25 protein-coding genes and 1 tRNA gene are annotated in these 26,587 nt (G+C 40.2%); 14 read left to right on the forward strand and 12 right to left on the reverse strand.

Features of this window, described 5'->3' with window-relative positions:
* Positions 1–87 precede the first annotated feature (87 nt).
* The 3 genes from G6053_RS05370 to G6053_RS05380 all read right to left on the reverse strand — a co-directional run bounded on the left by G6053_RS05370 (position 88) and on the right by G6053_RS05380 (position 3,019).
* Entirely contained in the window at positions 88–1,380 is a 1,293-nt protein-coding gene (locus G6053_RS05370; RefSeq protein WP_108636989.1) for a hemolysin family protein, read from the reverse strand.
* A gap of 149 nt (positions 1,381–1,529) precedes the next feature.
* Positions 1,530–2,876 carry a Gfo/Idh/MocA family oxidoreductase gene (locus tag G6053_RS05375; protein ID WP_108636988.1) on the reverse strand — a complete coding sequence of 449 codons (1,347 nt, stop codon included), beginning with the start codon at positions 2,874–2,876 and terminating at the stop codon, positions 1,530–1,532.
* Positions 2,825–3,019 carry a hypothetical protein gene (locus G6053_RS05380; protein ID WP_146191160.1) on the reverse strand — a complete coding sequence of 65 codons (195 nt, stop codon included), beginning with the start codon at positions 3,017–3,019 and terminating at the stop codon, positions 2,825–2,827. Before G6053_RS05380 ends, G6053_RS05375 begins: the two co-directional genes overlap by 52 nt.
* A gap of 88 nt (positions 3,020–3,107) precedes the next feature.
* Between G6053_RS05380 and G6053_RS05385 the strand changes: the two genes are divergently transcribed.
* Both G6053_RS05385 and G6053_RS05390 read left to right on the forward strand, forming a co-directional pair.
* Positions 3,108–4,214 (forward strand): aminoglycoside phosphotransferase family protein, encoded by a 1,107-nt coding sequence (locus G6053_RS05385; protein ID WP_108636987.1) that lies wholly within the window; start codon positions 3,108–3,110, stop codon positions 4,212–4,214.
* A gap of 73 nt (positions 4,215–4,287) precedes the next feature.
* Positions 4,288–4,935: a carbohydrate-binding family 9-like protein gene (locus G6053_RS05390; RefSeq protein WP_165305719.1), complete on the forward strand. Its 648-nt coding sequence runs from the start codon at positions 4,288–4,290 to the stop codon at positions 4,933–4,935.
* 25 nt (positions 4,936–4,960) lie between these two features.
* Here the strand turns inward: G6053_RS05390 and G6053_RS05395 are convergent, their stop codons facing one another.
* Positions 4,961–5,299: a DUF2853 family protein gene (locus G6053_RS05395; protein WP_108636985.1), complete on the reverse strand. Its 339-nt coding sequence runs from the start codon at positions 5,297–5,299 to the stop codon at positions 4,961–4,963.
* A 228-nt stretch (positions 5,300–5,527) separates the two neighbouring features.
* Between G6053_RS05395 and G6053_RS05400 the strand changes: the two genes are divergently transcribed.
* From G6053_RS05400 to G6053_RS05435, 8 genes are all read left to right on the forward strand, one after another.
* Positions 5,528–5,776 (forward strand): type B 50S ribosomal protein L31, encoded by a 249-nt coding sequence (locus G6053_RS05400; protein ID WP_077437478.1) that lies wholly within the window; start codon positions 5,528–5,530, stop codon positions 5,774–5,776.
* 78 nt (positions 5,777–5,854) lie between these two features.
* Entirely contained in the window at positions 5,855–7,021 is a 1,167-nt protein-coding gene (locus G6053_RS05405; RefSeq protein WP_165305720.1) for a putative sugar nucleotidyl transferase, read from the forward strand.
* A gap of 12 nt (positions 7,022–7,033) precedes the next feature.
* The gene (gene tpiA, locus G6053_RS05410) at positions 7,034–7,801 is read left to right on the forward strand and encodes a triose-phosphate isomerase (RefSeq protein WP_165305721.1); all 768 of its coding nucleotides are present in this window, start codon (positions 7,034–7,036) and stop codon (positions 7,799–7,801) included.
* A 9-nt stretch (positions 7,802–7,810) separates the two neighbouring features.
* Complete coding sequence (gene prmA / locus G6053_RS05415) at positions 7,811–8,650, forward strand: 50S ribosomal protein L11 methyltransferase (protein WP_165305722.1); 840 nt, start codon at positions 7,811–7,813, stop codon at positions 8,648–8,650.
* 7 nt (positions 8,651–8,657) lie between these two features.
* On the forward strand, positions 8,658–10,028 hold the full coding sequence (locus G6053_RS05420; RefSeq protein WP_108636981.1) for a Mur ligase domain-containing protein: 1,371 nt from the start codon (positions 8,658–8,660) through the stop codon (positions 10,026–10,028).
* 65 nt (positions 10,029–10,093) lie between these two features.
* The gene (locus G6053_RS05425) at positions 10,094–10,423 is read left to right on the forward strand and encodes a helix-turn-helix transcriptional regulator (RefSeq protein ID WP_070566095.1); all 330 of its coding nucleotides are present in this window, start codon (positions 10,094–10,096) and stop codon (positions 10,421–10,423) included.
* A gap of 135 nt (positions 10,424–10,558) precedes the next feature.
* Positions 10,559–12,334, forward strand: coding sequence for a peptide MFS transporter (locus G6053_RS05430; RefSeq protein WP_108636980.1), 1,776 nt, complete (start codon positions 10,559–10,561; stop codon positions 12,332–12,334).
* A gap of 55 nt (positions 12,335–12,389) precedes the next feature.
* A complete protein-coding gene (locus G6053_RS05435) occupies positions 12,390–13,919 on the forward strand; it encodes a peptide MFS transporter (RefSeq protein WP_165305723.1) in 1,530 nt (509 codons plus the stop codon).
* Positions 13,920–14,380: 461 nt separating this feature from the next.
* On the opposite strand, the gene G6053_RS05440 is transcribed toward G6053_RS05435, so the two are convergent.
* Positions 14,381–15,376 (reverse strand): acyl-ACP desaturase, encoded by a 996-nt coding sequence (locus tag G6053_RS05440; RefSeq protein WP_108636978.1) that lies wholly within the window; start codon positions 15,374–15,376, stop codon positions 14,381–14,383.
* Between the two features lie 209 nt (positions 15,377–15,585).
* Between G6053_RS05440 and G6053_RS05445 the strand changes: the two genes are divergently transcribed.
* On the forward strand, positions 15,586–16,821 hold the full coding sequence (locus G6053_RS05445; RefSeq protein WP_181390700.1) for a cysteine desulfurase: 1,236 nt from the start codon (positions 15,586–15,588) through the stop codon (positions 16,819–16,821).
* Positions 16,822–16,832: 11 nt separating this feature from the next.
* Positions 16,833–17,252: a SufE family protein gene (locus G6053_RS05450; protein WP_108636977.1), complete on the forward strand. Its 420-nt coding sequence runs from the start codon at positions 16,833–16,835 to the stop codon at positions 17,250–17,252.
* 83 nt (positions 17,253–17,335) lie between these two features.
* On the opposite strand, the gene G6053_RS05455 is transcribed toward G6053_RS05450, so the two are convergent.
* The 5 genes from G6053_RS05455 to G6053_RS05480 form a co-directional block, all read right to left on the reverse strand.
* On the reverse strand, positions 17,336–18,157 hold the full coding sequence (locus G6053_RS05455; RefSeq protein WP_165305724.1) for a VOC family protein: 822 nt from the start codon (positions 18,155–18,157) through the stop codon (positions 17,336–17,338).
* 27 nt (positions 18,158–18,184) lie between these two features.
* A complete protein-coding gene (locus G6053_RS30565; RefSeq protein ID WP_206531871.1) occupies positions 18,185–19,114 on the reverse strand; it encodes a DUF1801 domain-containing protein in 930 nt (309 codons plus the stop codon).
* 4 nt (positions 19,115–19,118) lie between these two features.
* A complete protein-coding gene (locus G6053_RS05470; RefSeq protein WP_165305725.1) occupies positions 19,119–19,553 on the reverse strand; it encodes a DUF1801 domain-containing protein in 435 nt (144 codons plus the stop codon).
* A 14-nt stretch (positions 19,554–19,567) separates the two neighbouring features.
* Positions 19,568–20,014, reverse strand: coding sequence for an SRPBCC domain-containing protein (locus G6053_RS05475; RefSeq protein ID WP_165305726.1), 447 nt, complete (start codon positions 20,012–20,014; stop codon positions 19,568–19,570).
* A 166-nt stretch (positions 20,015–20,180) separates the two neighbouring features.
* Positions 20,181–20,393, reverse strand: a complete 213-nt coding sequence (locus G6053_RS05480; protein ID WP_241254933.1) for a hypothetical protein — start codon at positions 20,391–20,393, stop codon at positions 20,181–20,183.
* Between the two features lie 214 nt (positions 20,394–20,607).
* Here G6053_RS05480 and G6053_RS05485 point away from each other — a divergent pair, with 214 nt between their 5' ends.
* Positions 20,608–22,509 (forward strand): alpha-L-fucosidase, encoded by a 1,902-nt coding sequence (locus G6053_RS05485; RefSeq protein WP_165305728.1) that lies wholly within the window; start codon positions 20,608–20,610, stop codon positions 22,507–22,509.
* Positions 22,510–22,871: 362 nt separating this feature from the next.
* On the opposite strand, the gene G6053_RS05490 is transcribed toward G6053_RS05485, so the two are convergent.
* Positions 22,872–22,944, reverse strand: a tRNA-Lys gene (locus tag G6053_RS05490).
* A gap of 279 nt (positions 22,945–23,223) precedes the next feature.
* On the reverse strand, positions 23,224–24,177 hold the full coding sequence (locus G6053_RS05495) for an acetyl-CoA carboxylase carboxyltransferase subunit alpha (protein ID WP_108636971.1): 954 nt from the start codon (positions 24,175–24,177) through the stop codon (positions 23,224–23,226).
* A 160-nt stretch (positions 24,178–24,337) separates the two neighbouring features.
* Between G6053_RS05495 and G6053_RS05500 the strand changes: the two genes are divergently transcribed.
* Entirely contained in the window at positions 24,338–26,527 is a 2,190-nt protein-coding gene (locus tag G6053_RS05500; RefSeq protein ID WP_165305729.1) for a glucoamylase family protein, read from the forward strand.
* The last annotated feature ends 60 nt before the right edge of the window (positions 26,528–26,587 follow it).

The following is a 26,587-nucleotide window of genomic DNA, read 5'->3' on the forward strand; positions in this document are numbered from 1 at the left end:
GATGTCCGTCATAATATTATAGTAACGACAGAGGGCCGATCATTTATGATCGGCCCTTATGTATTAATGGAATGGATAGATTCCTTGTTACTCCTCAATTTTTAATAATAGCTTATCTATTCGGTTGCCATCCATATCCAATACTTCAAAAATCATATTTTTGAAACGTACGCGTTCGCCTTCTTCTGGTACGTGATCCAACAGCAGGAAAACCAATCCGCCGACTGTAGTGACGTTATTAATGTCATCTTCATCTTCTTCGGAAAGTCCTATTTCAAATTCGTCCAGGAGGTCCTCAATCTGATATTGCCCGTCCACGACATAATCCCCGCTGTCCAGTTGACGGATGGTCGGGCGTACACTGATATCGCTTTCGGTGATGTTGCCAACGAGATCGCCTACGATATCACGCAACGTTATGATACCCTGTAGCGAACCGTATTCGTCAATCACAACAGCCTGGTGTACCCGAGATGTTCGTAACGTATTCATGATGCTGTAGGAAGAGCTGAATTCATTGACAAATTTGATCGGAAGCAGGAGCTCCCGGAGATTAAAAGGCTTATTCTGAAAACATTGCCTAAGCAGGGATTTGACATGGACCACCCCTTTGATATTGTCAAGCCCACCTTCGCAGACGGGATAGATAGAATGGTCATTATCAAGGATAATCTGTCTATTTTCCTCGAAGCTGTCTTCCAGATCCAAAAATACAATGTTTTTACGGTGAGTCATCAGATTGATGGCCTTTTTGTCGCCTAAACTTAGGAGACGATCCACAATATCATGCTCGATACCTTCAATCACGCCACTATCGACCCCCTCATCCACCATTGCTTTGATCTCTTCTTCGGTGACACTGTTTCCCGTACTCTTGATATTAAGGATCTTGACAATAAATTCAGTAGAGGCACTCAATAGCCAGACAAAAGGCTTTACAATCTTGCTGAGCAAATTCATGGGGTAGGCAATGAGCATGGCATATTTTTCAGGAATAGCCATCCCGATACGCTTTGGCACCAGTTCACCAAGAACCAATGAAAAATAGGTAATGATCAGCACCACTAGAATAACCGCCAGCTGTTGACTGTAGGGAGCGAGTAGGCTCGATTTATTAAAAACTTCGATCAGGTACGCAGAGATGCTGCCTCCAGAAAAGAAACCTGTTAAGATACCGATCAAGGTGATCCCAATCTGCACTGTTGAAAGGAAACTATTGGGAGATTCCTTGAGATGCAGTGCAATCTTGGCGGCAGGATTATCCTTGTCGCTCTCCGCCTGTAAACGCGCTTTTCTGCTGGATACGATTGAAATCTCAGAGGCAGACAGGATTCCATTTAAGATGATTAGTACTAAGATTATAATTGCTTCGGTGAGCATAATGTTATCGAAAAATTGTTTGTGAAGGCTAATTTAAGAAAAAGGAAGGCTAAATGGTAGAACTATCGGGATTATATTAAATGGTACAACGAAAGAAGCTGTATCTTTTCGGGATACAGCTTCTTTCGTTTATATTATTTTTTTTGATCTTACATACCGCTATCATCAAGCATAAAGGTATTTTTCTTTGTTCTCCATTTTCCTTTTGTGAAATCTGGGAACGCTAACGTTTTATTTCCTTTTTTGATAGATTCTGTAGAAAGTGGGAATACCGCACTCATGGTCACCGAATCATAAACGTCGATCGGCGTTTGAACTTTTTGTTTCACTGCTTGGATAAACGCGTTGAACACAAACCAGTCCATACCCCCATGACCTGAACCAGTTGCTAATTCTTCATATTTTTTCCAGATCGGGTGGTCATATTTTTTAACCCATTCGTCTGCCGGATCCCAAGTATGCGGTTTGGATTTACCTTCGATATGGATACCTTTAGCGACATCCATCCAGATACCGTCTGTACCCTGTACACGGAAGCCGATAGAATAAGGTCTTGGTAAGTGCGTATCGTGTGTCAATAACATCGTTTCCCCATTTGCACATTGCAACATGGTTTGTGTAATATCTCCGTTTTTATAGTTTAGTTTACTATTTGGATGTCCCGGTGATACTTTATTGACATACGCTGCCAGGCCACGCGCTTTGCTTGAGTAAGATGTAATGTGAGTAAATCTATTGCCTTTGTTGATGTCAACAAATTGCATGATCGGGCCTAAACCGTGTGTCGGGTATAGGTCACCATCTTGGTCTATGTTGAATTGCGTACGCCATTGAGCTTCCGAAATTGCCTTCGTTCCGTACTCAACACCGTGTCCGTAATAATTTTTTCCGTCATTGAAAAGAACTTCACGTAAATCATGTTGATATCCCCCTTCAAGGTGTAACAATTCACCGAATAAGCCCTGTCTGTGCATATTTAAAACAGCAAGTACATCGCGACGGAAAGCAACATTTTCTAATGTCATGTAAGGCTTGCCAGTTTCTTCAGATGCTTTTACGACATCCCAGTGGTCTTGTACGGTTAGACCGGCGATAACCTCACAGCCTACATATAAACCAGCTTTCATGGCATCAATAGCCTGGTCTTTGTGAAACTGCCAAGGTGTTGCGATGATTACGGCATCTAATTTTTCACTGCTCAGCATTTTTTTGTAAGCATCTACTCCTCCTGTATACTCTTTTGGAAGTTTGGTGCCTTTGGCATTGAACTGTTTGCGGCATTGTGCAAGAGATTCTTCTTGTGTATCACATACAGCAACAATTTCTAAATCGTCTCTGTTTAAGGCAATCTGAACATGGTTACGGCCGCGTAGGCCGACTCCGATAAAGCCGATTTTTATTTTCCCATTTGTTTGGGCGAATAAGTCTGTGCTTGAAAGAACGCCTATTCCAGCGGTAGTGATGGCAGTTGATTTAATGAAATTTCTTCTATCCATTGTTTTGAGATATGAGGAGTTTGTATATTAGTTATTCCTTCTTGATAAGAACCATCTATGAGACTGGCTCTTATCAACAAATATATTATTTCATTTGCTATAAATGAAAGTGCAAACGATTGTTTAAATTTATTAAATTTCATGCAATCGTTTGATTGAAATAAAAATTCTCATTTATTAATTCAATTTGTGATATTGCAAGCACATTGATGATTTAAAAAACATAGTTTAATGTCTGATTTTAACCAATTAGTAGTAGAGAACGCAGCAAAACAATTCACATTAGAAGGAGATATCATTTCAGTGCAGCCTTTTGGTTCTGGTCATATCAATGATACTTACCGTGTAATTACTTCCATAAATAGTGGGATATCGCATTTATTGCAACGCATTAATCATCACGTTTTCCCAAATGTGGACGGTTTAATGCATAATATAGAAATTGTAACAAAACATCTTAGTAAGAAAGTAAAAGTTGCTGAAGGAAAACGGGTCAGTGATCATGTCCTGACGATTATTCCTACGCTGGAGGGGAAGTTATATACGAAGGACAGTCAGGGGAATTACTGGCGCATGTTTATCCTGATTGAGGATACAAAGAGCTATGATATCGTGGAGACGGAGGTGCAGGCAGCCGAAGGTGGACGTGCCTTTGGACTGTTTCAGAAGCAGCTTTCTGACCTCGATGCTTCCCGTATTGTTGAAGTACTTCCTAATTTTCATAATATAGAATTCCGGCTTGATAACCTCAGGAAAGCTATCGCACTGGACGTTTGCCAACGTGTTGGTCTGGTGAAAGATAAGCTGGATTTTATATTTAGCCGTGAAGATCGTATGAAGACGATTCTGGAATTAGGGAATAAAGGCGCATTGCCCTTACGTATTACCCATAACGATACAAAATTTAATAATGTGCTGCTGGATGTCCATGATAAAATGCAATGTGTGATCGATCTGGATACAGTAATGCCTGGATATGTTGCCTATGATTTTGGAGATGCTATCCGTACCATTATTAACCCTGTTGCTGAAGATGAGAAAGATGTGTCGAAGATCGTGCTGAACCTTTCGTTGTATAAAGCCTATGCAGAGGGCTATTTGGAAGAGGCAAACGAATTTCTCACGACCTTGGAAAAAGAAACCTTGGTCGACGGTGCCTTTTTATTACCCTATATGCAAGGTGTACGTTTCCTGACCGATTATATCGAAGGTGACCATTATTATAAGACCAAATATGACGATCATAATTTGGTGCGCACAAATACACAGTTGAAATTGGTGGAGGAGATGGAAAAGAATGAGGAATTTATGAGAAAGGTAATTTTTGATTGTATTTAACGATTTTATACCTTTAATATTTTGAGAAGCTTCCATCGGATGATGAAGCTTCTTTTTCTTAACTTTATTGCATATGAAGAAACTAACCATGCTGCCCATCGCATCAAATTTGACAGGCAGTCTCAATTTTAATCAGCTTTCGGACCTTGTCGGCGATTTCGAATGGCATACGTTAGACCATAGTAATTGGAGTGAGTCGTATCCTTATAAGCCACAGGTGAAATTTAAGATCGGTTATACAAAAAATGAACTCTTGTTGCGGTTTGATGTCGCAGAGGAGCAATTGCGCGGAAATTACTCGGATGTCAATCAAAATGTTTGGGAGGATAGTTGTGTGGAATTTTTTATTTCGTTTGACGATCGTAAACATTATTATAACATCGAATTTAATTTAATAGGAACCGGTTTGATCGGTTATGGATCTCCTGATAAATCAACGAGAAACAGACTTAGTGCAGCTGAAATAGAGAAGGTACAGGCATTTTCCATGATTGAGCGCCATAGCGGCACTGACAAACGGTGGAGCATGATCCAGGTTATTCCGCTAGCTGTATTTAAATTTGATGATACAAGTGATCTGAAGGGGAAAACAATACACGGAAACTTCTACAAGTGTGGAGACAACCTGAAAAATCCGCATTTTCTGTCATGGAATAAAATAGATAATCCAACTCCTAATTTCCATTTGCCTCAATTCTTTGGAGAATTAGTCTTTGGGTAGAAGTTGGATTATAAAATGTTGTTGCTTATTGGTAAACGGATTCTTTTTTGAATTTTTTTGCCAATAAAGCATATACCAAAACGCGGTATTTATTTTTATTGGATTTACCAATCGTGGTAATGACTTCTTCTAATGCCTTGTCTAGATCAGGACCATCTTTAAGACCTAATTTTTTGATCAGGAAATTTTGCTTGACACGTTTAAGCTCCTCGGGATCTGATGCTGCAATAGTTTCTGAATCTGGATTGTAAATGGAGGGGCCCATTCCTTTGGTCACTTTGGCAATAAATGCATCATCTAGTGACAGACCTAATTTTTTTGATTCTGCAGTATATGCAGCAATTTTTTCATCTAATTTGCTCATAATTACGTAAATGATTTAATTGTAGTAAGTTAAGTTAAGAGAAAAAAGTTGGAATACAAAATAATTCTTGGGAGATAAATAAAGATTGTTACATTTGTAATTGTTTAAGTGCCGGTAACTGAAAGTGTGGAAAAATTCAGAGAATTATTCTCCGTAATTGTTGCAAATTACATTTTTATAAATTATCTTTGCACCTCAATAATTGAATATACGTAATCATATATAATAATGAAAAAAGATTTGCATCCTTCAAATTACAGATTAGTTGTATTTAAAGATATGTCAAACGACTATGCTTTTATTACTAAATCTTGTGTTGACACGAAAGAGACTATTCAGTGGGAAGATGGTAATGAGTATCCAGTTGTAAAATTAGAGATTTCTCATACATCACACCCTTTCTATACAGGTAAAATGAAATTGGTTGATACTGCTGGACGTATCGACAAATTCCGTAGCCGTTACAACAAAAAATAATTGTAGCAGATCTGTATATTACAATATTAAGAACTCGATAAATGTTATTTGTCGGGTTTTTTTTGTTATTTTTATTTTGTGAAAATCTTTTTTGTAGATTGTTTTGATGCTGTCCGACCGTTGGATAAGCTTACTTTCCCGCTGACTTCTTTTGATAAAAAGAGCTTATATCCTTTTACCTTTATTAAATCCTGTCTTGACTTACGTGTCGGTATCCTGACGCTAAGGGAGAAATGGCTTAGGTTGGCCTCAGTATTCGATTTGGAACTTGCTGAAGGCGAAGTGCTGGAGGACGGAGCCGTTTGGGTGACCAAACATGTTGTTCCTTCTGAGGTGCTTTTACGGGCTGTTTTGGCCATGGAGGAAGGAGATGTCTTGCGGTGCGGCGGTAGGATCATTGCCTTGCGGTATAAAAGAAGCTGTGCGCTTAAATTGAAGGATATAACCGAAGAAATTGCGCTGTTGAAAGGGGTGGAGGATTTATTTTTATTGACAGGGGCTGAAATTGAGCGTGATTTCAAGCTTTTGGCAACTAAGAAATCTATTGCCAATGTTTCCCCGACAAATAAGCTGTTAGGGACGGCGTTTTATATTGCGAAAGAGGTCACGATGGAATGCGCCACGCTCAATTCGACCTGCGGACCTATTTACATTGATGAAGGCGCCACCATCATGGAGGGAGCGCATTTACGCGGGCCTTTATACTTAGGAAAAGGGGCTGTCGTAAAAATGGGCGCAACGATTTATGGGAATGTATCGGTTGGCCGGAAGAGTGTCGTAGGCGGCGAGGTCGGCAATGCGGTTATCGGTGATTTTTCGGCAAAAGGTCATCACGGCTATCTAGGCTGCTCGGTTATCGGCGATTGGTGTAACCTCGGTGCAGGAACATCCAATTCGAATCTTAAAAATAATCTGAAAACGGTCTCAATTTATGATTATAAGCTGGAAGGGTTTAGAGATACCGGCTTATTAAAGTGCGGCGTTTTCATGGGAGATTATACACGAACGGGTATTAATTCTTCTTTAAATACCGGAACGGTAATTGGAATTGCAAGTATGCTGGCAGATACAAGTTTTTATGCTAAATTTGTACCGTCGTTTGCCTGGGTGTTTAATGGGGATACGCAACACTATAACTTTGATAAGTTTATGGAGTATCTGGAAACGCTATATATGTCAAAAAATGAAGAACTGCCCGAACGACATAAGAGGGAATTGAATCAACTTAACAAAAAATATAATTAAATCGTAAAAATCATGCGTAAGAAAATCGTAGCTGGTAATTGGAAAATGAATTTAGACTATCAATCGGGATTAAGTTTATTCTCTGAAATTATCAATATGGCCAAAGATGAGGTAATCGGAAATCAAGAATTGGTTGTTTGTAGCCCTTTTATCCATTTGTCAAGTCTTGGACAACTATCCAAGAATGTGACAAATGTAAATATTGGTGCACAAAATATTCATCAGGCAGAATCTGGAGCATATACAGGTGAGATTTCAGCAGCTCAGGTAAAATCGGTCGGTGCTTCACATGTTATTTTGGGACACTCTGAAAGACGTGCTTATTTTGGTGAAACAGATGCTTTGTTGGCTGCTAAAGTAGATATCGCTTTGAAACATGGCTTGACGCCGATATTTTGTATTGGAGAAACGAAAGAAGAACGTGAGTCCGGTGATTTCTTTGAAATAATTAAAACACAATTGACTGATGGATTGTTCCATCTATCCAATGAAGCTTTTGCAGCTGTGGTATTGGCCTATGAGCCAGTTTGGGCAATTGGTACAGGACTTACCGCCAGTCCGGAACAAGCGCAGGAGGTACATCAATTTATCCGTCAGGTTGTGGTAGAGAAATATGGACAGGAAACAGCCGATAATACAAGTATCCTTTACGGCGGATCCTGTAATCCGGGCAATGCAAAGGATTTATTTGCGCAAGCGGATATCGACGGTGGTTTGATCGGAGGAGCTTCTTTGAAATCGAGAGATTTTATTGATATTGCCAAAGTGTTTAACGGCTAATTTTTAGAAATGAAATACATAGAGGTTATCTTTCAAATGCTATCAGGAGAGGAATGGCAAAAGGATCTATTGGTATCTGATTTGGCAGACATTGGTTTTGATACTTTTGAAGATACCGAATCAGGATTTGCAGCTTATATACCGGCTGCAAATCTTGATTTGCAGGCATTAGAAACATTAATGCTAAATCTGGATGCTGGACTTGAAGTGGACTATAAGGTTCAGGAAATAGAAAACCAGAACTGGAATAAACTTTGGGAAAGTAACTTTAATCCCATAGAAGTCGGTGGACAGTGTTATGTACGGGCTACATTTCATGAGTCAAAACCTGATTTCCCTTATGAAATCATCATTGATCCTAAAATGTCTTTTGGGACAGGGCACCATCAGACTACATCAATGATGCTTCAATATATCCTGGAAAATGATTTTGAGGGCAAGCGAGTATTGGATATGGGCTGCGGTACAGGTATCCTAGCGATTCTGGCATCAAAAAAAGGAGCTAAGACCATATTGGCAGTGGACTATGACGAAATCTGCGTGGAAAGTGTCGCTGAAAATAGCGGGCTTAATCATGTTGACAATATCGAGGCTGTATGTGGATCCTTTGAGGTGTTAAAAGATCGTCTTTTTGATACGATATTAGCAAATATTAATCGAAATATCCTGTTGGAGCAGTTGCCGCAATATGCATTAAGTATCAATAAAAATGGAGAGTTGTACTTAAGTGGATTTTATGAACAGGAAGATTTGGCGATGTTGCGTGATGCCGCTGAGTCTTTGGGGTTTGAATTTATCTCCAAAAAAGTTTTAAATAATTGGTGTGCAGCCAAGTTTGTGAAACGGTAATAGAGCGATGCGTATTCATTTTATAGCGATAGGTGGTAGTGTGATGCATAACCTTGCCATTTCATTGGCAAAGCAAGGGCATCAGATTACTGGATCTGATGATCAGATTGTGGAACCTTCCCGTTCCCATCTTATCGAAGCTGGATTATTGCCAGATCAATTGGGATGGTTTTCCGGCAAGGTGACGGATGATATTGATGCTGTTATTTTGGGAGCACATGCGGAAGCAAATAATCCCGAATTAAAAAAAGCACAGGAACTAGGTTTAAAGATCTATTCTTTTCCTGAGTTTATACAAGAACTCTCGCAGGATAAGATCCGTGTAGTTATCGCAGGTAGCTATGGGAAGACAACGATCACGAGCATGGTCATGCATGTGATGCGATTCTTAGGTAAAGATTTTGACTATTTAGTAGGAGCCCAGCTGAGAGGCTTTGATAAATTGGTAGATATTACAAAAAATAATAAGATTATTATTATCGAGGGAGATGAATATGTTTCGTCCAAAATTGATCCTAAGTCCAAATTTTTGTATTATAAGCCCAATATCGCCTTAATTTCGGGTATTGTATGGAATGAATTTAATTCCAAAATATCCAAAGAGGAATATATTAAACAGTTTGAAGATTTTATTGACTCCATACCCCCTAAAGGTACGCTGATCTATAATAAAGAAGACGCTGTCCTTCAGGGTGTTTTACAGGATACCAAAGACTGTAAGATCAATAGGCATGGTTATAAAATACCTGATTATACCATTAACAAAGGGGTTACTTATCTGAATACAGCAGATGGAGATGTCCCTTTACAAATATTCGGAAAGCATAATCTGTCTAATATTGCCGGCGCTTATACGGTATGTGAATGGCTTGGTATTAAAAAGAAAGAGTTCTTTGATGCGATAAAGAGTTTCAATACTTCCATCCGTTATCTGGAATTTGTAGCAAGTTCTGAGGGGTCTGTCGTTTACCAAGATTATGCCTGTAATGCAGATAAGGTTAAATCAAGTATTCACGCCGTAAAAGAACAATTTCCTAATCAGAAATTGGTCACAATTATCGAAATAAACTCGTATGATAGTTTGGATTCAAGCTTTTTGTTACAATATGCTGACTCCATGCGTGAGTCGGATCTCTCTGTTGTCTACGTGAATATCAACTCCTGTAAGGAAATGAACAAGAATATTGAAAGTGTTCCTGAGAATATCAAGAAGAGTTTTAATAATACTGATTTAGAGGTTGTTGTGAGTTTGGATGGCTTGTATTCTTTTTTAGATGGAGTAAAATCCAGGGGTTACAATTTACTGCTTATGAGTTTAAATAATTATAACGGGGTTAATCTATCCGTTCTTGCTGATCGTTTTTTTAGGGATTTTTAAAGAAAAAATTATAATTTAATGTAAATTAATTTTTAATTGCTATTTTTGTTTAAAATATCTACCAGATGAATGCATTAGGAAAAAAAATTAGATTACTTAGACACCAAAAAGGGTGGAGTCAAGAGGATGTTGCAAAGCGATTGGATATCTCAATCCCGGCATTTTCGAAAATTGAAACAGGAATTACAGATGTGAATCTGTCTCGCCTGAATCAGATCTCAAAATTATTCAATTTGACAGTTGTCCAGCTATTATCTACTTCTGATTCAGAAGAGGATAAAGAGTACGTTAATGAGGTCAATGCGTTAACGCAAAAGTTGCAACAACGCGATGGCGAAGTTATCGAACTTCAAAAAAAGGTCATTGATCTTTACGAACAATTGCACAAAAGATAGGGCATATTAAAATTGTTACTGAAAAGGTAATCCAAAAGGGTTACCTTTTTTTGTTTATGCAACTTTATTTTGGTCAAAAGTGATTTTGTTTTTGTTTCTTTGTAAGTATTTTATAAAAATAAAGGTTGATTACTTATGGGGAGACTAAACGGGGAAATCACTACAAGCCCGTCGAATGATTTTTTTAAATCAAATGTACTAGGACAGCGCTCAGGGCTGTTTGTACTTTTCTTTACAGAAATGTGGGAACGATTCTCGTTCTATGGAATGCGGGTCCTATTGATGCAATTTTTAACTGCTGCGGTTATCCAGGGGAGTCCATTCTCTGGCTGGGCCTGGACTGCTCAACAGGCAGGTGCATTATATGGGACTTATGCCATGATGCTTTATTTGACACCAATCCTCGGAGGAATCATTGCTGATAAATATATCGGATCCCGGAAAGCCGTTATTATAGGTTCGGCGATCATGACATTAGGGCATGCGGCAATGGCTTTTGATACCGCCATTATGTTTTTCTTGGGGTTGATCTGCCTGGTTATCGGAACGGGCTTTTTCAAGCCGAATATGCCTTCGATCCTTGGCGAGATGTATAAAGACCTTCCTGAAAAGAAGGATGGCGCATACACCATATTCTATATGGGCGTTAATGCGGGCGCTTTCTTTGGGATGATGCTCTGCGGTTATATCGCTGAAACGTATGGATGGCATTGGGGTTTTGGATTGGCCGGTATTTTTATGCTCTTAGGTACACTTCAGTTTGTTTTCGCAAAACCGCTCATGGGCAACCTCGGTATTTTGGACAAGTCTGTGACCGGTGAAAAGAAAGAAGTCACGGTTAGCGATACGGATACCAAAAATCCGTTTACATTAAGAGATTATGTGCTGATCGCTATCGTATCCATTATAGGTTTTGTCTATGCTTTTAATGACCCATTGTCGAAAAATGGTATTATTGATGTTTTCGCCGGACTGGATACCTCTTTTCTGAGGGGACAGTATATCATGGTCATCGTCGCATTGATCCTTTTTATTTATTTGATTGTTTCCCGGATTTTGCGTTATGACAAAACTGTTCGGGACAGGATGTTTGCCGTGGTGCTTTTGGCATTTTTCCTTATTTTCTTTTTCATGAGCTTTGAACAGGGAGCAACTTCACTGGTCATTGTCGCAAGAGATAATATCGACAGAGCGCTTACAGGCACTGCATTGACAACATTTAATGTGGTCAATGGTTTATTAACGATCGTACCGCTGTCAATTATCAGTTGGGTCTTAATTAAATTGGCCAAGGTGACATGGGATAAGATCGCAATATCCAATATCGTTTTATTTGTCTGTTTTGGACTGATCTGGGGTGCGGCGATCTGGATGCTTTATCAGGAGTTTAACAAAGAGGCTTCAGAAATCAAGGTCTCCTGGTTCTCAATTCTTAACTCCTTTTTTATTATTGCATTAGCGTCTACAGTTTCCAAGATCTGGGAATCGAAATATAACCCTTCGGCAGCATTTAAATATGGATTCGGCTTGATCCTGGTTGCAATTGGGTTCTTGATTATCGGATTGGGATCATGGGGGATAGCACCGGGAGTGAAAATCTCAATGGTATTTCTTGTCCTGACTTACCTGTTCCATACTTTGGGTGAATTGTTTATTTCACCAGTAGGTTTGTCTTATGTTTCCAAGCTGGTTCCGGCACGGATGCTGGCTTTTATGTTTGGTATCTGGTATCTTGCTATTGCGATCGCTCAAAAGGTTGCAGCAGTATTGGGGGGACAGGTGGAGACAATTCAACAAGAATACTCATTAAGTCACTTTTTCTTTTTATTTACAGCCATTCCAGCTTTTGCCGGATTGCTTGTGATGTTATTCAATCCTTTGATCAAAAGGTTGATGCACGGAATTAAATAATAACTATATAAGCTTCTTTTACGAAAGAAGCTTTTTTGATTAATATAAATACAGTATGGAGGCTAGTAAACGCGAGTCGTTAGAGGAGATTCAAAATTTTAAGGGCAAGTACCCTCGGCAAATCTGGAGCCTGTTCTTTTCGGAAATGTGGGAGCGGTTTTGCTTTTATGGCATGCGGGGCATGTTGGTGTTCTTTATGATCACCGAGCTAGATTTTGCAAAGAAAGAAGCTAATTTACAGTATGGGGCTACTCAGGCATTTGTCTATGCTTTTACATTTATCGGTGGTCTTTTCGCTGATAAGATTTTAGGTTTTAGAAAATCATTGTTTTGGGGCGGCTTATTGATGATCGTAGGAAGCCTTTTCCTAGCAGCGGATCCACATCAATATTTCTTTTTTGGTCTCTCATTTATTATTATCGGTACCGGCTTTTTTAAGCCGAATATCTCTACGATGGTGGGAGAACTCTATCGTGATGGAGATAGCCGTCGTGATGGTGGCTTCTCGCTTTTCTATGCGGGGATCAATCTAGGTGCATTTTTAGGTGGCTATGTTTGTGTCGCTATTGGTAAAGGGTATATGTTGAGTTCGGTTATCTCCGAGCCTCACCGTTGGAATGTTGCTTTTGGTTTAGCTGCAATAGGGATGCTGGCAAGTTTGATTAATTTTCACTTTACCAAAAGACATCTCGGACCTATCGGGCTGCAACCTGGACACCCAGATGCTATTGTAAAGACGAAAGCCTTGCCAAAATGGGTTGAATATGCGGTATATGCCCTGACCTTGATCTTTATACCTGTAATTCAGATCATGGTGTCGAAAACCCAATATACCGATTATTTTATGTATACTATCGGGCCATTGACATTGTTGTATTTGTTCTATGAAATGTCACAAGTAACCAGAGAGGAACGAAAAAAATTAATTGCTGCACTGGTATTTATTTTGTTTTCCATTATCTTTTGGGGGATATATGAGCAAAGTGGTGGCTCTCTGAGTATTTTTGCTGCAGAGCATCTGAATGACTCTTTACTTGGGGCGGTGACACTTGATCCAAATGGTGTCAATAATTCTGGAGGTGCATTATTTATTATCGCCTTAGCACCATTATTTGGACTGTTCTGGATCTGGTTGGGAAAACGTAAACTTGAACCGAATACCATTATCAAGTTTGGATTGGGCTTTGTTTTCCTAGGGCTAGGATACTACGTGCTTTTTGCTACGCGTCTTTTTGCCCATGATGGGATGACCTCATTGGATATCTTTACACTTGCTCTATTAGTGATTACCGTCGGGGAGCTCTGTCTCTCGCCAATTGGACTGTCCATTATGACGAAACTGTCCCCGGCAAGGTTACAGGGTATTATGATGGGAATGTGGTTTTTGGCGAGTGCTTATGGACAATATGTGGCGGGCTTGATCGGTGCGGGTATGGCTGAAGCAAAAGAGGGAAGTTCGCTGGCGGATAACTTAGTGACGTACACCGAAAGTTATAAGCAATTGGGCTTGTATTCTTTAATTGCGGGTGTGGTGCTCATCGCATTGTCGCCTGTTGTGCGGAAGCTTATGGGAAATGTGAAATAATTTCTGATTATATAAGGTTCGCCATTCCTACGGTAGTGATTCGTGTATGCTTCGTATCTGCTTCGGGATATAGTCGTATCAGCTTCGAGGTGAGTCAGTGATGAGAGCGTGGTGAGTCCGTGGTGAGTCCGAGTATAACACGGATTCACCACACAAATACAGCATAGACAAGTCGCTCTTACCTGCTCTCAGGGGTGGAGGAGGGCCGAACCTGTCCCGAAGTATAGTCGAAAGATAGCCGAATCACGCGTGATACTCGGACTCTGTTCAGGAAATTAATTGCAAATAAAAATTTCAAAGTAGTGTGGACATTAGGGAAAGCCTACTGATTCTTGCACTAAAATTTCTATTTTTTTTAGCGTATATAAGGCCTGAGGTATAGAAGAATAAGGCTATCGTAGAAATTAAGGAGGAAAGTAGTAAACAGAAAAGCCTGATTATTTCTAATCAAGCTTTTCTGTTTATCCGTATATCCATTTGAATTTATATTCTTTTTCGGGAATCTTCATGCGATCTGCTAATCTTGCCAGACGATCAGGCAATTTTAGGAGATAGTCTCTTGCTTTTTCTCCCTGATCATTTAGTCCTGAAACTTGATCAATCTTCCATTCATTATTAAGTTCTTTCAAGATATCAACATAATCTAAAGCGGTATATACGCCTAATCGCTGTGCAGCATCTGAAAAATGAGCAAAGGCGTCACCCTGAGGTTCGCCTGCTTCTCTTAAAAACTGTGCCGGCATCACGATTTTCTTACGCATCATATCTTCAAAAGCTATCATCACTTCGCTAGGGTCTACAGTCAGGGCTTTTGATATGAAAGACATATAGGCCTTGGCGTGACGTGCTTCATCCGATGCAATGACACCACACATCTTCGCAAGAAGCTTATCACCACTTTTTTTGGAAAGTCCCGATACCCGACGGTGGGATACGTTGGTGGCAAGTTCCTGGAATGAGGTATAGATAAAGTTACGGTAAGGATCAGCACCAGTCCCAATATCAAAACCATCTTGTATCAGGTATTGTGTGGACATCTCAAACTGTCGCATATCTATTCTGCCGGATAAGTAAAGATATTTATTCAATAGATCCCCGTGGCGGTTTTCTTCGGCAGTCCAGGCGCGAACCCATTTCATCCATCCACCTTGTTCATTTTTATCGACATCCTCGACCATAGTCAACCAGGATTCGTAGGTCGGAAGGGCTTCTTCGGTGATTGTATCGCCAATTAATACAGCGACCAAGTCATACGAAAGTTCTTTGGCACTTTCCTGTAAATCTCTTATTTCCTCAAAAAACGTATCCCTTGAAGCGTCTGGAAGGAAATCAGCGGGTTGCCACATTTCTTCTACAGGCTTCAGGTATTCGCTCATTTCATTTAACATGAAAGGCTCCAAGTAGGCCATCACTTCTTTACGTGAGCCTTCTGGTAAATTTAGAGGTAATTCTTGCATATCAATACAAAGGTAAATAAATAGCTCCAATAAATTATAAAAGCAAGATAGAATTGTTTAAAATGGTAAAAGGGGATAAAAGGAGCATCTTCAACCGGATTGAGCCACGTTATACCGCGGTAGACAGACAGCTTGGGTAATTGATAATGACATAAAAAACAGATTGCTCAGCCCGTATTCGATAAAATACTATTAACTTTGTATAAATTATGGAGACGACTTTGGAAACATATAACATAGATAAAATACGGGCAGATTTTCCTATTCTAAAAAGAGAGGTGAATGGCAAACCCTTGGTTTATCTGGATAACGGTGCGACGACACAAAAGCCCACGGCAGTAATAAATGCCATTGCACATTATTATACGGATATGAACAGTAATGTACACCGGGGTGTTCACTACCTGAGCCAGATATCAACGGATGCTTTTGAGGTTACCCGTAAAAAGCTTCAATCTTTTATCAATGCCCCCGAAGATAAACAAGTGATCATTACCAAGGGTACGACTGATAGTATCAATCTGGTAGCGACTTGTTATGGAAGGGCATTTATACATGCGGGAGATGAGATCATCATTTCTGCGATGGAACACCATTCCAATATTGTTCCCTGGCAGATGCTCTGCGATGAAAAAGGATGTAAAATCCGTGTTATTCCTATGAATGACAAAGGGGAGCTTGATATGGAAGCTTACCAAAATTTATTCAATGAAAAGACCAAGTTAGTTGCCGTAACCTACGTCTCCAATGCATTGGGAACGATCAATCCGGTGAAGGAGATGATCTCGATCGCACATGACAAAGGAGTGGTTGTCCTGGTTGACGCGGCACAAGCTGTCCAGCATATTCAAGTGGATGTGCAGGATCTTGATGTTGATTTTTTGGCATTTTCTGGACATAAAATGTACGGGCCGACAGGTGTAGGCGTGTTGTATGGTAAGGAAGAGTTATTGAATGCAATGCCTCCTTATCAGGGTGGCGGTGATATGATTAAAGAGGTGACTTTTGAAAAGACAACTTATAATGAATTGCCTTTTAAATTTGAAGCTGGAACACCTAATATCGAAGCTGGAATCTGTCTAAATGAAGCTATTGACTATATCAATTCAATCGGCTTGAAGAATATCGAAGCTTATGAGCACGAGCTGTTGGACTATGCCTTGGAAAAATTGTCCCAGATTCCCGGGATGAAATTTATTGGCACCGCCGACCAAAAATGTTCCGTCATTTCATTCATTATCGAAGGTACGCACCCCTATGATGTAGGTGTAATTTTGGATAAATTGGGAATAGCGGTGCGAACCGGTCACCACTGTGCACAGCCTGTGATGGACCGTTTTGGTATTCCGGGCACAATCCGGGCTTCATTGGCACTTTACAATACAAAAGAAGAAATAGATATCTTGGTAGCGGGCATTCAGCGTGCTGTCAATATGTTGGTGTAATAAAAATGGTTATGACAATTAATGAAATACAAAATGAATTAATTGAGGATTTTGCTTTCTTTACCGATTGGATGGAAAAATACGAATACATCATTCAACTTGGCAAAGAAGTTCCTTTAATTGATGAGCAATATAAAACAGAAGAATATATTATTAAAGGCTGCCAGTCCAAGGTATGGCTGTATCCTGAGGTTAAAGACGGAAAAGTGTATTTCACAGCTGATAGCGATGCAATTATCACCAAAGGTCTGGTTAGTCTGATGGTCAAAGTACTGTCTGGACATACGGCAAAAGAAATTGTTGATGCAGACCTTTATTTCGTTGATGAAATAGGCTTAAAAGAGCATTTGTCGCCGACCCGCGCTAACGGTTTATTGTCGATGATCAAACAAATGAAATTATATGCACTGGCATTGCAGGTCAATGCTTAGCTGATAATGAAAAGGGGATGATCGTTATCCCCTTTTTTTATGCATCTTTTAAGCAATAAGCGCTTGGTTATCGGCTGACAAGCTTATCCTATTAAATCTTTTATAATGATTTTTTTCATCTTCATCAGCGCTTCTCCGGCTCCGGGATTTTGAAGATATGTGGCAATCTTGGCAGGTACAATTTGCCAGCTTACTCCAAATTCGTCCTTACACCAACCACACAAGCCTTCCTGTCCCCGTGCGGTAATGCTATTCCAGTAATTGTCAATTTCTGCCTGATCTTTGCATAAGACGGAAAGAGAAATTCCTTCATTAAAAGTAAAGTTCTGCGTGACACCACTATCCATTGCCATTAGTGTGAATCCATTGACAAGGAATTGTGTATGCTGAACCAAACCTTCGTAGTCACCTGTTGCATAACGCATGATACCGTTGCTATGAAAGTCGTCGAACATATCTTCATAAAACTTTAACGCGGCTTCACATTTACCCTGCTGGGCCCCACAATACATCAGGGTAGGGACAATAGCTTGCTGATTCGTATCACTGAGTTTGCCTTGGTATAATTGCCAGTTTACACCATATTTATCCGCTATCCAACCATAGTATGGACTCCAGGGATAACTGTCTAAGGGCATTAATGTGTTGCCACCTGCTGAAAATGCACTCCAGATGCGATCAACTTCTTCTTTTGATTCGCAGATCACCATAAAAGATATGGATGGGTTGGGTTTAAACGTCGGACCGCCGTTGATGCCGATAAATTTTACGCCATTGAGCTGAGCCTCGACAACGATCGGGGAGTTGCGGGTTACATGGCTGTTTGGAAAGGTCTGAGAGTATAGATCAAAAGCCTCTTTCGCATTTTGATCAAACCAGATCGAGGGTATAATTGAATTTTCCATGAGCGTCGATTTTTGAGTTGAAATTTATTATTTATATTTATCATTTAGTCCTTTGTTGGCGATAATCATCGGTCTGATTTTTTCGAGACGGGATAATTTAGTTTTTTCCTGCTTTGCCTCGTCGATATATTGGATATATTCTTTTTGTTTTCCGGGAGTTAAGGCATTGAAATGATCATGAAATACCTCATCTGAACGAAGAACTTCCAGTAACAGACCCGATGGGGGGATAACTTCTTTTTTAGCTGGTTTAATTTCTTTTCCTTCGTCAACAGTTTGAATAGATTCTTGGATGTATGCTTCAATTTTGGCACTATCCATCTCATTCACGTCCTTAAAACGCCATTGGCGAAGTGCTTTGGTTTTTCCTTCTGAAGCATTGATCAGAAAATTTTCCTTATCTTCTAAAAATACGCCATTGTAAAACCAGAGGGAGAAAAAGTTTTTGAAACCGCCCCATGCGATAACATTCTTTCCCTTGTGTGTATAAACGTAAGTTCCCCATTTGAATTCTTTTTTCAGTGTGGTTTTTAACATGATCTGTTGCATCATTTCTTCAGCTTCCAGCCAATTTCCACGGTTTTTATGCCAGTTGGGACCTTGTTTATCTTTGAGTTTTTCGATGTTGAATGCAACAATATCCAGGATGATTTTTTCGGGTATGGGTTGATCTATCGGGATCTGAATGGCACCTTTTGTTGTTTTGAAAGCCTTGAGCCGAGGAGCGAAATGTTCAATGGCGTCCGGCCCGGGGTATATTCCGAGATGCTGCTTATTCATGGCAAAATGAATCAGATTGCCATTCAATCGGAAGGTAGGCATCTGGTAGGAAATGGTTTCTGTGGCCGCGGTGGGGACCACCCCGGCTATAAGTTTGTAGACTTGGATGAGATATGCTTTCTTATCTCCCTCGAATTGGTTTATATACGCGTCAATTGTTGAAAAGCTGCTTGTCATACGATTATTCCTTATCCTTGATCCGTGTGTATTTTGTTGATAAAAATTGGATAGTCTGCTGCATTAATGTGGTCAGATGATCCGTATTGATGTCACTTAGTTTTTTAATGTAAATACAGGCTTTTCCCTGTTTGAATTTACCCAATTTTTCCACCAATGGCCTATATTCGTCGAGTCCGGTATACACATAAAGCGAGATCGCCGCTTTTCGTGGGCTGAAGCCTATCAAAGGGGCGTAGCCTTCGTGTCCGCTCGCGTATATATAATGATACTGTCCAAAGCCAATGATGGATCCGCCAAACATCTTTGGCGCTTCATCTGAGACGGAATGCATCAGATGGATAAGCCGGAAGCTATCTTCTCTTTTTTGCACATCCGATATTTCTTGAATAAAGTCATTGACATTCTTTTCTGTGTAGGAAGTTTTGTTTACCACCATTTCCCTAATTGCTATTAAAACATAAAATCAAACGCACCTTTTCGAAGATTGATATTATATTCGAGATAGGCCTTCATGCAAGCTAGAAAGTTTGCCCATCCTTCCGTTTGTCGCATCATGATCAAAATGCCATCTTGATCGTTGTTCATTTCGTGTTCCGTAATTCTGACGACGGTAGCGTCTTCTCCGAAGGCAGACAGGTTGATTTCAACCAACTGGTTGGCGATCCCACCGCTCCAGTCAAACGAAATATAACTGTCCGGGTGAATTGTTTTTCCGGTTACGGGAAAACTGTCAGGGAATTCGGGGAAAGTCCATTCTACGGTTTTTCCGGTCTCTAATCGTCCAGTTGCGGACTTAATAAAATAATGATTCATCTTATTCGGGTCAACAATGGCTTCAAAAACTTCACGGACGGGTTTTTGAATCTGAATGCTTGCTTTTGCAGTTAGCTTTTCCATGATCTTAAAATAAATTTTTTAAACAAATATTATATAAATACCGATAGCTTGTAGCTCCTTGGAATAAAAATAGGCCAAAGAAATGGCATCTTGGGAACAGTAAATGTCAAGATGCCATTTTTGCGCTTACTTACTGAGCCCATCCTGAAATTCTATGGAAGCATGTTTACCATCGCAAAATGGTTTGTTGGCCGATTGCCCACAATGGCAAAGGTTCTGACGGTTTCGCACCCTGACGATCCGGAATGATGTATTGCAAATGAAAGGGTACTTGTCCGTGTAAAATATACGGACCGTCTTTGGTGACTTCGATAAAGATTTCACTGCTGTTGACTTTCGATCCGATTTGAACATGCCAATAATCTGAAGAATTGCTCATGTGTCCTTAAGTTTATAATATAAGATAAACAGTGCAGGGCTGGATAGGTTTTATCTTTTTTGACTTATGTGCTATTACCCTAAAATGAACAAAAATTACACCTTATTCTTTTCGTTTTAAGCTATTTTTGAAAATAGTATACATTATTATAGTTGAACCATATGCACCTCTGTGCTAGCGTTCGGCTTAAAGAGACAATTATAAATCGAAACTTATGATCAATACTAGGTATTGCCTTGTTTTAATGCTTTCAGCAGCTGCTATGGTGGGCGTAGGGCAGGTTAAAAATGCCAATAGGGGAAATGAAGCCGCAGCGATGTTTAATGATCCTACTGCAAGGGATAGTCTTGCGATATCGGCTGCGGAGACCGGCTGGTGGAAGCAATCTGCAACAGGACAAAAACGGCGTGTTCAAAAATGGAAAAAGGCCACCTTTGGCATGTTTGTCCATTGGGGTGTTTATTCGCAATATGGCAATGTCTGGAAGGGAAAAAAAGGAGGGGGGTATGCCGAACATCTCATGCGTGTCATGCAAATCCCTCGTCAGGAATACCTGGATTCTGCCGCCAGATTTAATCCCGAAAAGTTTAACGCTGAAGAATGGGTAATCTTGGCGAAAAATGCCGGTATGAAGTATTTTATGATCACAGCGAAACATCATGATGGCTTCGCAATGTATCCATCACAATATGCTAGTGTTTATTCGATAAAGAGTACTGCATTAAAAGAGGATCCATTGATGCAACTGGCGCAAGCTTGCCATAAACATGGTTTGTTATTCGGATTTTATTATTCACATGCATTTGACTGGGAGCATCCCGATGCACCGGGAAATGACTGGGATTATAATAACCCGGGTGGGGACAAATTGCTGGGGGGAGTAAATTGGTTTGACAGTCATCCGGAATGGTTGCCTAAAGCAAAACGCTACGTCGATGAAAAGGCGATTCCGCAAATAAAAGAGCTGATCCATAGGTATCATCCCGATTTGCTCTGGTTCGATACACCACATAAGCTGCCTTTATCCGAAAATTTAAGAATTCTGCAAGCAATCCGGGATACTGACCCCGCTATCGTTGTTAATGGACGATTAGCGCGTACAGGTGACCGGAATTACGGTGATTATTTGAATACTGCTGACCGACCGGAAGAGTTTTATCCCGTCCCTGAAGGAGCTTATTGGGAGGCTATTCCCACGACGAATGATTCATACGGCTATTCCTCGACGGATAAAAATCACAAACCTACAGCACATTTTATCCAATTGTTGGCCAAAGCGACTGCTATGGGTGGAAATATCCTAATGAATATTGGCCCGAAAGGCGATGGTAGCATTGATGCAGCTGATGCGATTATTTTGGAAGGAATAGCCACATGGATGGCAAAGAATAAGGAAAGTGTCATCGATGTGACGCCTTCGTCCTTACCGCGTCAACAATGGGGAGTGATCACAAAAAGAAACAGCACCTTGTATTTGCATGTCTTTAAAAAGCCGAAAGGAGAGAAATTAACTGTAGGCGGACTTACGATGGCGGTTAAATCCATTTCTCTGCTGTCTTCAAAAAAAAGGATCAAAGGTTATTCTTCAGATACCACCGGACTCCATATCCCTTTGGATCAAATAGGGGATGATTTGGCAGACGAAGTTATTGCTGTTCAGTTAAAGCAGGATAGCGTTGCGCCTGAATCCAATGATCTGATTTATGTTGATGCACAGGTCACTGAAAATCGTTTATTGTCATTTTACGCAAAACAATATGGAGAACCGATGAAATTCGGGGATGGAAAAAGAGACCGTTACTATGTATCGGGATGGAAAAATAGCAATCAGTATCTTGGATGGGATATCAATGTATTGAAACCTGCGCGGTTTAAAGTCTCGGTACGCTATGTCAAAGATGTGGAAAACACAGGCGGGGAGATGGTTTTAAAAATAGCCGGAAAAGAAATCAGCTTCGCCATTGATCCGGCATCGCCTAAAAGCAGCCATGGAAACTCCCTTATGCTCGGACAAATAGATCTGCCTGTCGGAAAGCAATCAGTGGAACTCCATGTGAAAAATATTGTAGGAGCAGAGGCCGTTAAGTTTTTGGAGGTTGTTCTGACACATGATTAAAAACCGAACCCGGCTGGCCCTCCGTTCGAATCCTAATCTGCTTAAACAAGAAAAGCTAATCTTGCGATTAGCTTTTCCTCTGTGATCCCGCTGGGATTGGCTCAGCCCCACAGTTCCCATGCACATCCCTGAGCCTCCGACGGATCGAACCCGGCCGGCCCTCCGTTCGAATCCTAATTCCTTAAACAAGAAAAGCTAATCTTGCGATTAGCTTTTCCTCTGTGATCCCGCTGGGATTGGCTCAGCCCCACAGTTCCCATGCACATCCCTGAGCCTCCGACGGATCGAACCCGGCCGGCCCTCCGTTCGAATCCTAATTCCTTAAACAAGAAAAGCTAATCTTGCGATTAGCTTTTCCTCTGTGATCCCGCTGGGATTCGAACCCAGGACCCATACATTAAAAGTGTATTGCTCTACCAGCTGAGCTACGGAATCCTTTCTGTTTTTGAAAGTGATGCAAAGGTATAAAAAGATGTGATTGTGTCCAAATGTTTTTGTTCTTTTTGTTTAAATATTTTGTAACAGTTTATAAATTACGCTTTTATTTTTTTTAGGAGAACGGCTTCTTGTTTGAAAAGGCAGGATTTTGATTGTGAATCGAGCGATTCTGTGTAGGCAGTGTTTACCTTTTTTAAAAATAAGTTGCTGTTAAATAAGAAAAGTCGGCATACCTTGCCGACTTTTCTTATATTTTTGATAAATATGGAGATGACATTATTCTGTCACAACGCCCATATTACTGAATTTGTCAATGCGTTCCTTGATCAATGTATCGCTGTCTTTTGCCGTCAATTCAGCAAGATCTTTCAATAGTTGCTCTTTCAGATTAGCGGCTGCCTGTGCTGGATCCTGATGAGCACCGCCCAATGGCTCAGGAATGATTCCATCTATTAATCCATTGCCTAACATATCGCTGGAAGTTAGTTTTAACGCTTCTGCTGCTTTTTCCTTGTGATCCCAGCTTCTCCATAAAATCGAAGAGCAAGATTCTGGCGAAATAACGGAATACCAAGTATGTTCCATCATATATACACGGTTACCTACTCCGATACCCAAGGCCCCGCCCGAAGCACCCTCACCTATGACCACACAGATGATAGGAACTTTAAGTACTGCCATTTCCATTAGGTTGCGTGCGATAGCTTCACCTTGTCCACGCTCCTCAGCTTCTAAACCCGGATAAGCACCCATGGTGTCGATTAATGTAATGACGGGTTTATTGAATTTTTCAGCCATTTTCATCAGACGCAATGCTTTACGGTAACCCTCCGGATTGGCCATGCCAAAATTATGGTATTGACGCTCTTTGGTGTTTTTACCTTTCTGATGACCAATGATCATGACAGGATTGCCATCGATGGAGGCCATGCCGCCTACAATCGCCTTATCATCTTTTACCGTACGATCACCATGCAATTCGATAAACTCATCGCAGATTGCTTCGATATAATCATAGGTCTGTGGACGATCCGGATGACGTGACATTTGAACATTCTGCCATCCTGTTAAATTGCTGTATATTTCTTTTTCCGTAGAAGCAAGTTTTTCCTCAAGTTCACGAACGGTTGCGCTCATATCAACTTGAGTTTTTTCGGCAACTTGTGTTACCTTTTCAATCTGCAACTGCAAATCTGCAATTGGCTTTTCAAAATCAAAAGTGGTTTTCATATATCTATTTTATGAAAATATTCAGGGGGCTAATTTAGCGCATTTTTTCCGAAATTAAAATTTGAGCATACAATATCATTGGAAATCCTTTGTTACATTTGCGTTATAATCATTGTGGTGGCTTAGTTTTTGATTGTAAGCCTGTGAAAAATGTTGACTTATGCTGAAAAAATACTTTTACTTTCTATTTCTGTTGATTTCACCTATACTTGCCAGATCAGAAAGCTATCCGGAGGTACTGTTTGATAATAGTATAATCAATGGAAGTTATGCGAAAAGCATGGCACATTATACAGGTGAGTCCTGGATACAAAATGTGAATCACAGCCTTCCGGTTTCAGATAGCTTGTTTTTTACTCCGGGGAATTCTCTTTCCCTACGTTACGTTTCCTCTCCAAATGGAAAATGGGAGGCCAGTATATTAAATGATAAACAGAAATTTCAGTATATGATTTCCAAGGATGATCATTTAACCTTTAAATTGTTCATTCAAAGTAATACTGAAAAGGGGCAGTTGCCTAAAGTTGCCCTACAACAAAATGATGTACGCTCCAATGCATTGGATATTAGTTATTACATTGATGATTTTGCATATGATACCTGGCTCAATGTTTCTATTCCCGTGTCAAAATTTGAAGGAATTGTCACAGGAAAGGCTGTGTCTTCGTTGTTACTTGAACAAAGTGGTACCGGTACAATTACGCATCAGCTTTTTATAGATCAAATCGAGTTCCTCCCAAAAAACTACCCAAAGGTTAAGCTGTCATCGGCTGCTATTTTGTCTAAAATAGGTGCAGTGGACAAGCAGGTTGAACTTGTATGGCAATTGCCATTGACTCCGAGTATTCGCTACGTGAAAATTTATAGATCGGAAGATAAGCTGAATTATCAGCCAATCGCAGTCTTACCGATTTATGTGCAGAAATGTCTCGATAGGGTGAACGAGTATAACAAGAGTTATTATTATAAAATAGCCTGGGTAGATTACAACTACGTAGAATCCCCATTTTCAGATGTAAAGGAAATACAGACCAAAAAGGGAACCGATGCGGAAATGTTAAGTTTTATTCGGAATGCGCACGTGAATTATTTTATTGATAATTATGATGTGAACAGTGGGATGTACCTTCCTGACCGTGGGAATCGTCAGGCTATAGTTTCAACCAATGAAACAGGCTATGCTATCCTGGGTTTGCTTGTTGCTGCTGAAAACCAACTGATGTCTAGACAAGCTTTGTTGGCCCGAATGACACGGATGGTGAAATTTTTGAGCGCTGCGCAAAATCATCAGGGCGTGTTTACTGCCTTCTATGATGGGAGATCGGGAGTACCTCACTATCGTGATTCTGTACCGACCTATGATGTAAGAGGTACTTCACATCTGATGGAGTCATTATTGATCGCCCGTGAATACTTTAGCAAAGATGATCCACAGGAGCAATCGCTACGGAAATCAATTACGGCATTATGGGAACGAATTAATTGGAGGTATTTTACTGATCCAAATAACTCGGATGTCCTTTGGAACAAGTGGTCTCCTATAGATACTACGGCGAGATCCCGTCAATTGGGTGGGTTTAACGAGAGCCTTAGTACTTATGTGCTTGCCATGTCGTCTCCAACACATCCTTTGGCTGCTTCGGCTTATACAAATGGATTTGCAACTAAACATGCGGACGGAGTAGATTTTAGTGATGAATTGAACGCTTTGGTACCAGAGATAAGGACAAAGTTGAATGATTCTCTTGCGCAAACGATAAGTAGCAATCCCCTGATCGGTAACATAGAGAATGTACCCGTTTCGATTTATTCGGACGATAAGGTTATTTTTGCTAAAAGTATCGCTGGAGGTAATCTGACGGAATCGTTGATGTCTGTTTATAGGCCATTTTTGATCATGAATCCGAAAGGGAAAGTGGATAATTTTGTGGACTATAAAAAGTATCTCTCAGACTATATACTTGCCTATAAACGAAGAGATAATGAGTTGAATATCGGAACACGATTTACGGATATCTGGGGTGTTGAACAAGCGGATAATGCTTACCAGGACCAGGGATATCTTGTAAATCCGGCCATTTCAATAGCGTCTTATCCCTTTGAAAAGGAAATCGGTTTGAAAGCTTTGCGTAAATTTTATGAGGAGTATGCAGATGTCCTGTTTACACAATATGGATTCAGAGCTTGGATCGATCTCAAAAATAATGATGTTTCCGAAAGTTACCGGGCGAGAAATCAGGCCACGATAGCTGTAATGATTGAAAATGCCAATTCAGGCATGATCTGGAAGCTGTATGAGCAAATTCCTGAAATTAAAAAGACATTGGATATGGTATATTTGAAGAAATAGATTTGTTACGATCCGATGAACGGAAAGGAGCACCTTTTTTGGTCTTTTTTCCTTATATTT

Origin of the sequence: Sphingobacterium sp. DR205, assembly GCF_011064245.1 — a bacterium.
Lineage (GTDB): Bacteria > Bacteroidota > Bacteroidia > Sphingobacteriales > Sphingobacteriaceae > Sphingobacterium > Sphingobacterium athyrii.

Bases quoted from the DNA above. Each gene is read 5' to 3' on its own strand.
- G6053_RS05380 (WP_146191160.1), bottom strand. From the start codon at position 3,019: ATGAAATTTAATAAATTTAAACAATCGTTTGCACTTTCATTTATAGCA.
- G6053_RS30565 (WP_206531871.1), bottom strand. From the start codon at position 19,114: ATGACAAGCAGCTTTTCAACAATTGACGCGTATATAAACCAATTCGAG.
- G6053_RS05440 (WP_108636978.1), bottom strand. From the start codon at position 15,376: ATGCAAGAATTACCTCTAAATTTACCAGAAGGCTCACGTAAAGAAGTG.
- G6053_RS05430 (WP_108636980.1), top strand. From the start codon at position 10,559: ATGGGGAGACTAAACGGGGAAATCACTACAAGCCCGTCGAATGATTTT.
- G6053_RS05455 (WP_165305724.1), bottom strand. From the start codon at position 18,157: ATGGAAAATTCAATTATACCCTCGATCTGGTTTGATCAAAATGCGAAA.
- G6053_RS05500 (WP_165305729.1), top strand. From the start codon at position 24,338: ATGCTGAAAAAATACTTTTACTTTCTATTTCTGTTGATTTCACCTATA.
- G6053_RS05485 (WP_165305728.1), top strand. From the start codon at position 20,608: ATGATCAATACTAGGTATTGCCTTGTTTTAATGCTTTCAGCAGCTGCT.
- tpiA (WP_165305721.1), top strand. From the start codon at position 7,034: ATGCGTAAGAAAATCGTAGCTGGTAATTGGAAAATGAATTTAGACTAT.
- G6053_RS05390 (WP_165305719.1), top strand. From the start codon at position 4,288: ATGAAGAAACTAACCATGCTGCCCATCGCATCAAATTTGACAGGCAGT.
- prmA (WP_165305722.1), top strand. From the start codon at position 7,811: ATGAAATACATAGAGGTTATCTTTCAAATGCTATCAGGAGAGGAATGG.
- G6053_RS05420 (WP_108636981.1), top strand. From the start codon at position 8,658: ATGCGTATTCATTTTATAGCGATAGGTGGTAGTGTGATGCATAACCTT.
- G6053_RS05435 (WP_165305723.1), top strand. From the start codon at position 12,390: ATGGAGGCTAGTAAACGCGAGTCGTTAGAGGAGATTCAAAATTTTAAG.
- G6053_RS05375 (WP_108636988.1), bottom strand. From the start codon at position 2,876: ATGGATAGAAGAAATTTCATTAAATCAACTGCCATCACTACCGCTGGA.
- G6053_RS05470 (WP_165305725.1), bottom strand. From the start codon at position 19,553: ATGGTGGTAAACAAAACTTCCTACACAGAAAAGAATGTCAATGACTTT.
- G6053_RS05395 (WP_108636985.1), bottom strand. From the start codon at position 5,299: ATGAGCAAATTAGATGAAAAAATTGCTGCATATACTGCAGAATCAAAA.
- G6053_RS05475 (WP_165305726.1), bottom strand. From the start codon at position 20,014: ATGGAAAAGCTAACTGCAAAAGCAAGCATTCAGATTCAAAAACCCGTC.
- G6053_RS05425 (WP_070566095.1), top strand. From the start codon at position 10,094: ATGAATGCATTAGGAAAAAAAATTAGATTACTTAGACACCAAAAAGGG.
- G6053_RS05450 (WP_108636977.1), top strand. From the start codon at position 16,833: ATGACAATTAATGAAATACAAAATGAATTAATTGAGGATTTTGCTTTC.
- G6053_RS05370 (WP_108636989.1), bottom strand. From the start codon at position 1,380: ATGCTCACCGAAGCAATTATAATCTTAGTACTAATCATCTTAAATGGA.
- G6053_RS05480 (WP_241254933.1), bottom strand. From the start codon at position 20,393: ATGAGCAATTCTTCAGATTATTGGCATGTTCAAATCGGATCGAAAGTC.
- G6053_RS05400 (WP_077437478.1), top strand. From the start codon at position 5,528: ATGAAAAAAGATTTGCATCCTTCAAATTACAGATTAGTTGTATTTAAA.
- G6053_RS05385 (WP_108636987.1), top strand. From the start codon at position 3,108: ATGTCTGATTTTAACCAATTAGTAGTAGAGAACGCAGCAAAACAATTC.
- G6053_RS05495 (WP_108636971.1), bottom strand. From the start codon at position 24,177: ATGAAAACCACTTTTGATTTTGAAAAGCCAATTGCAGATTTGCAGTTG.
- G6053_RS05445 (WP_181390700.1), top strand. From the start codon at position 15,586: ATGGAGACGACTTTGGAAACATATAACATAGATAAAATACGGGCAGAT.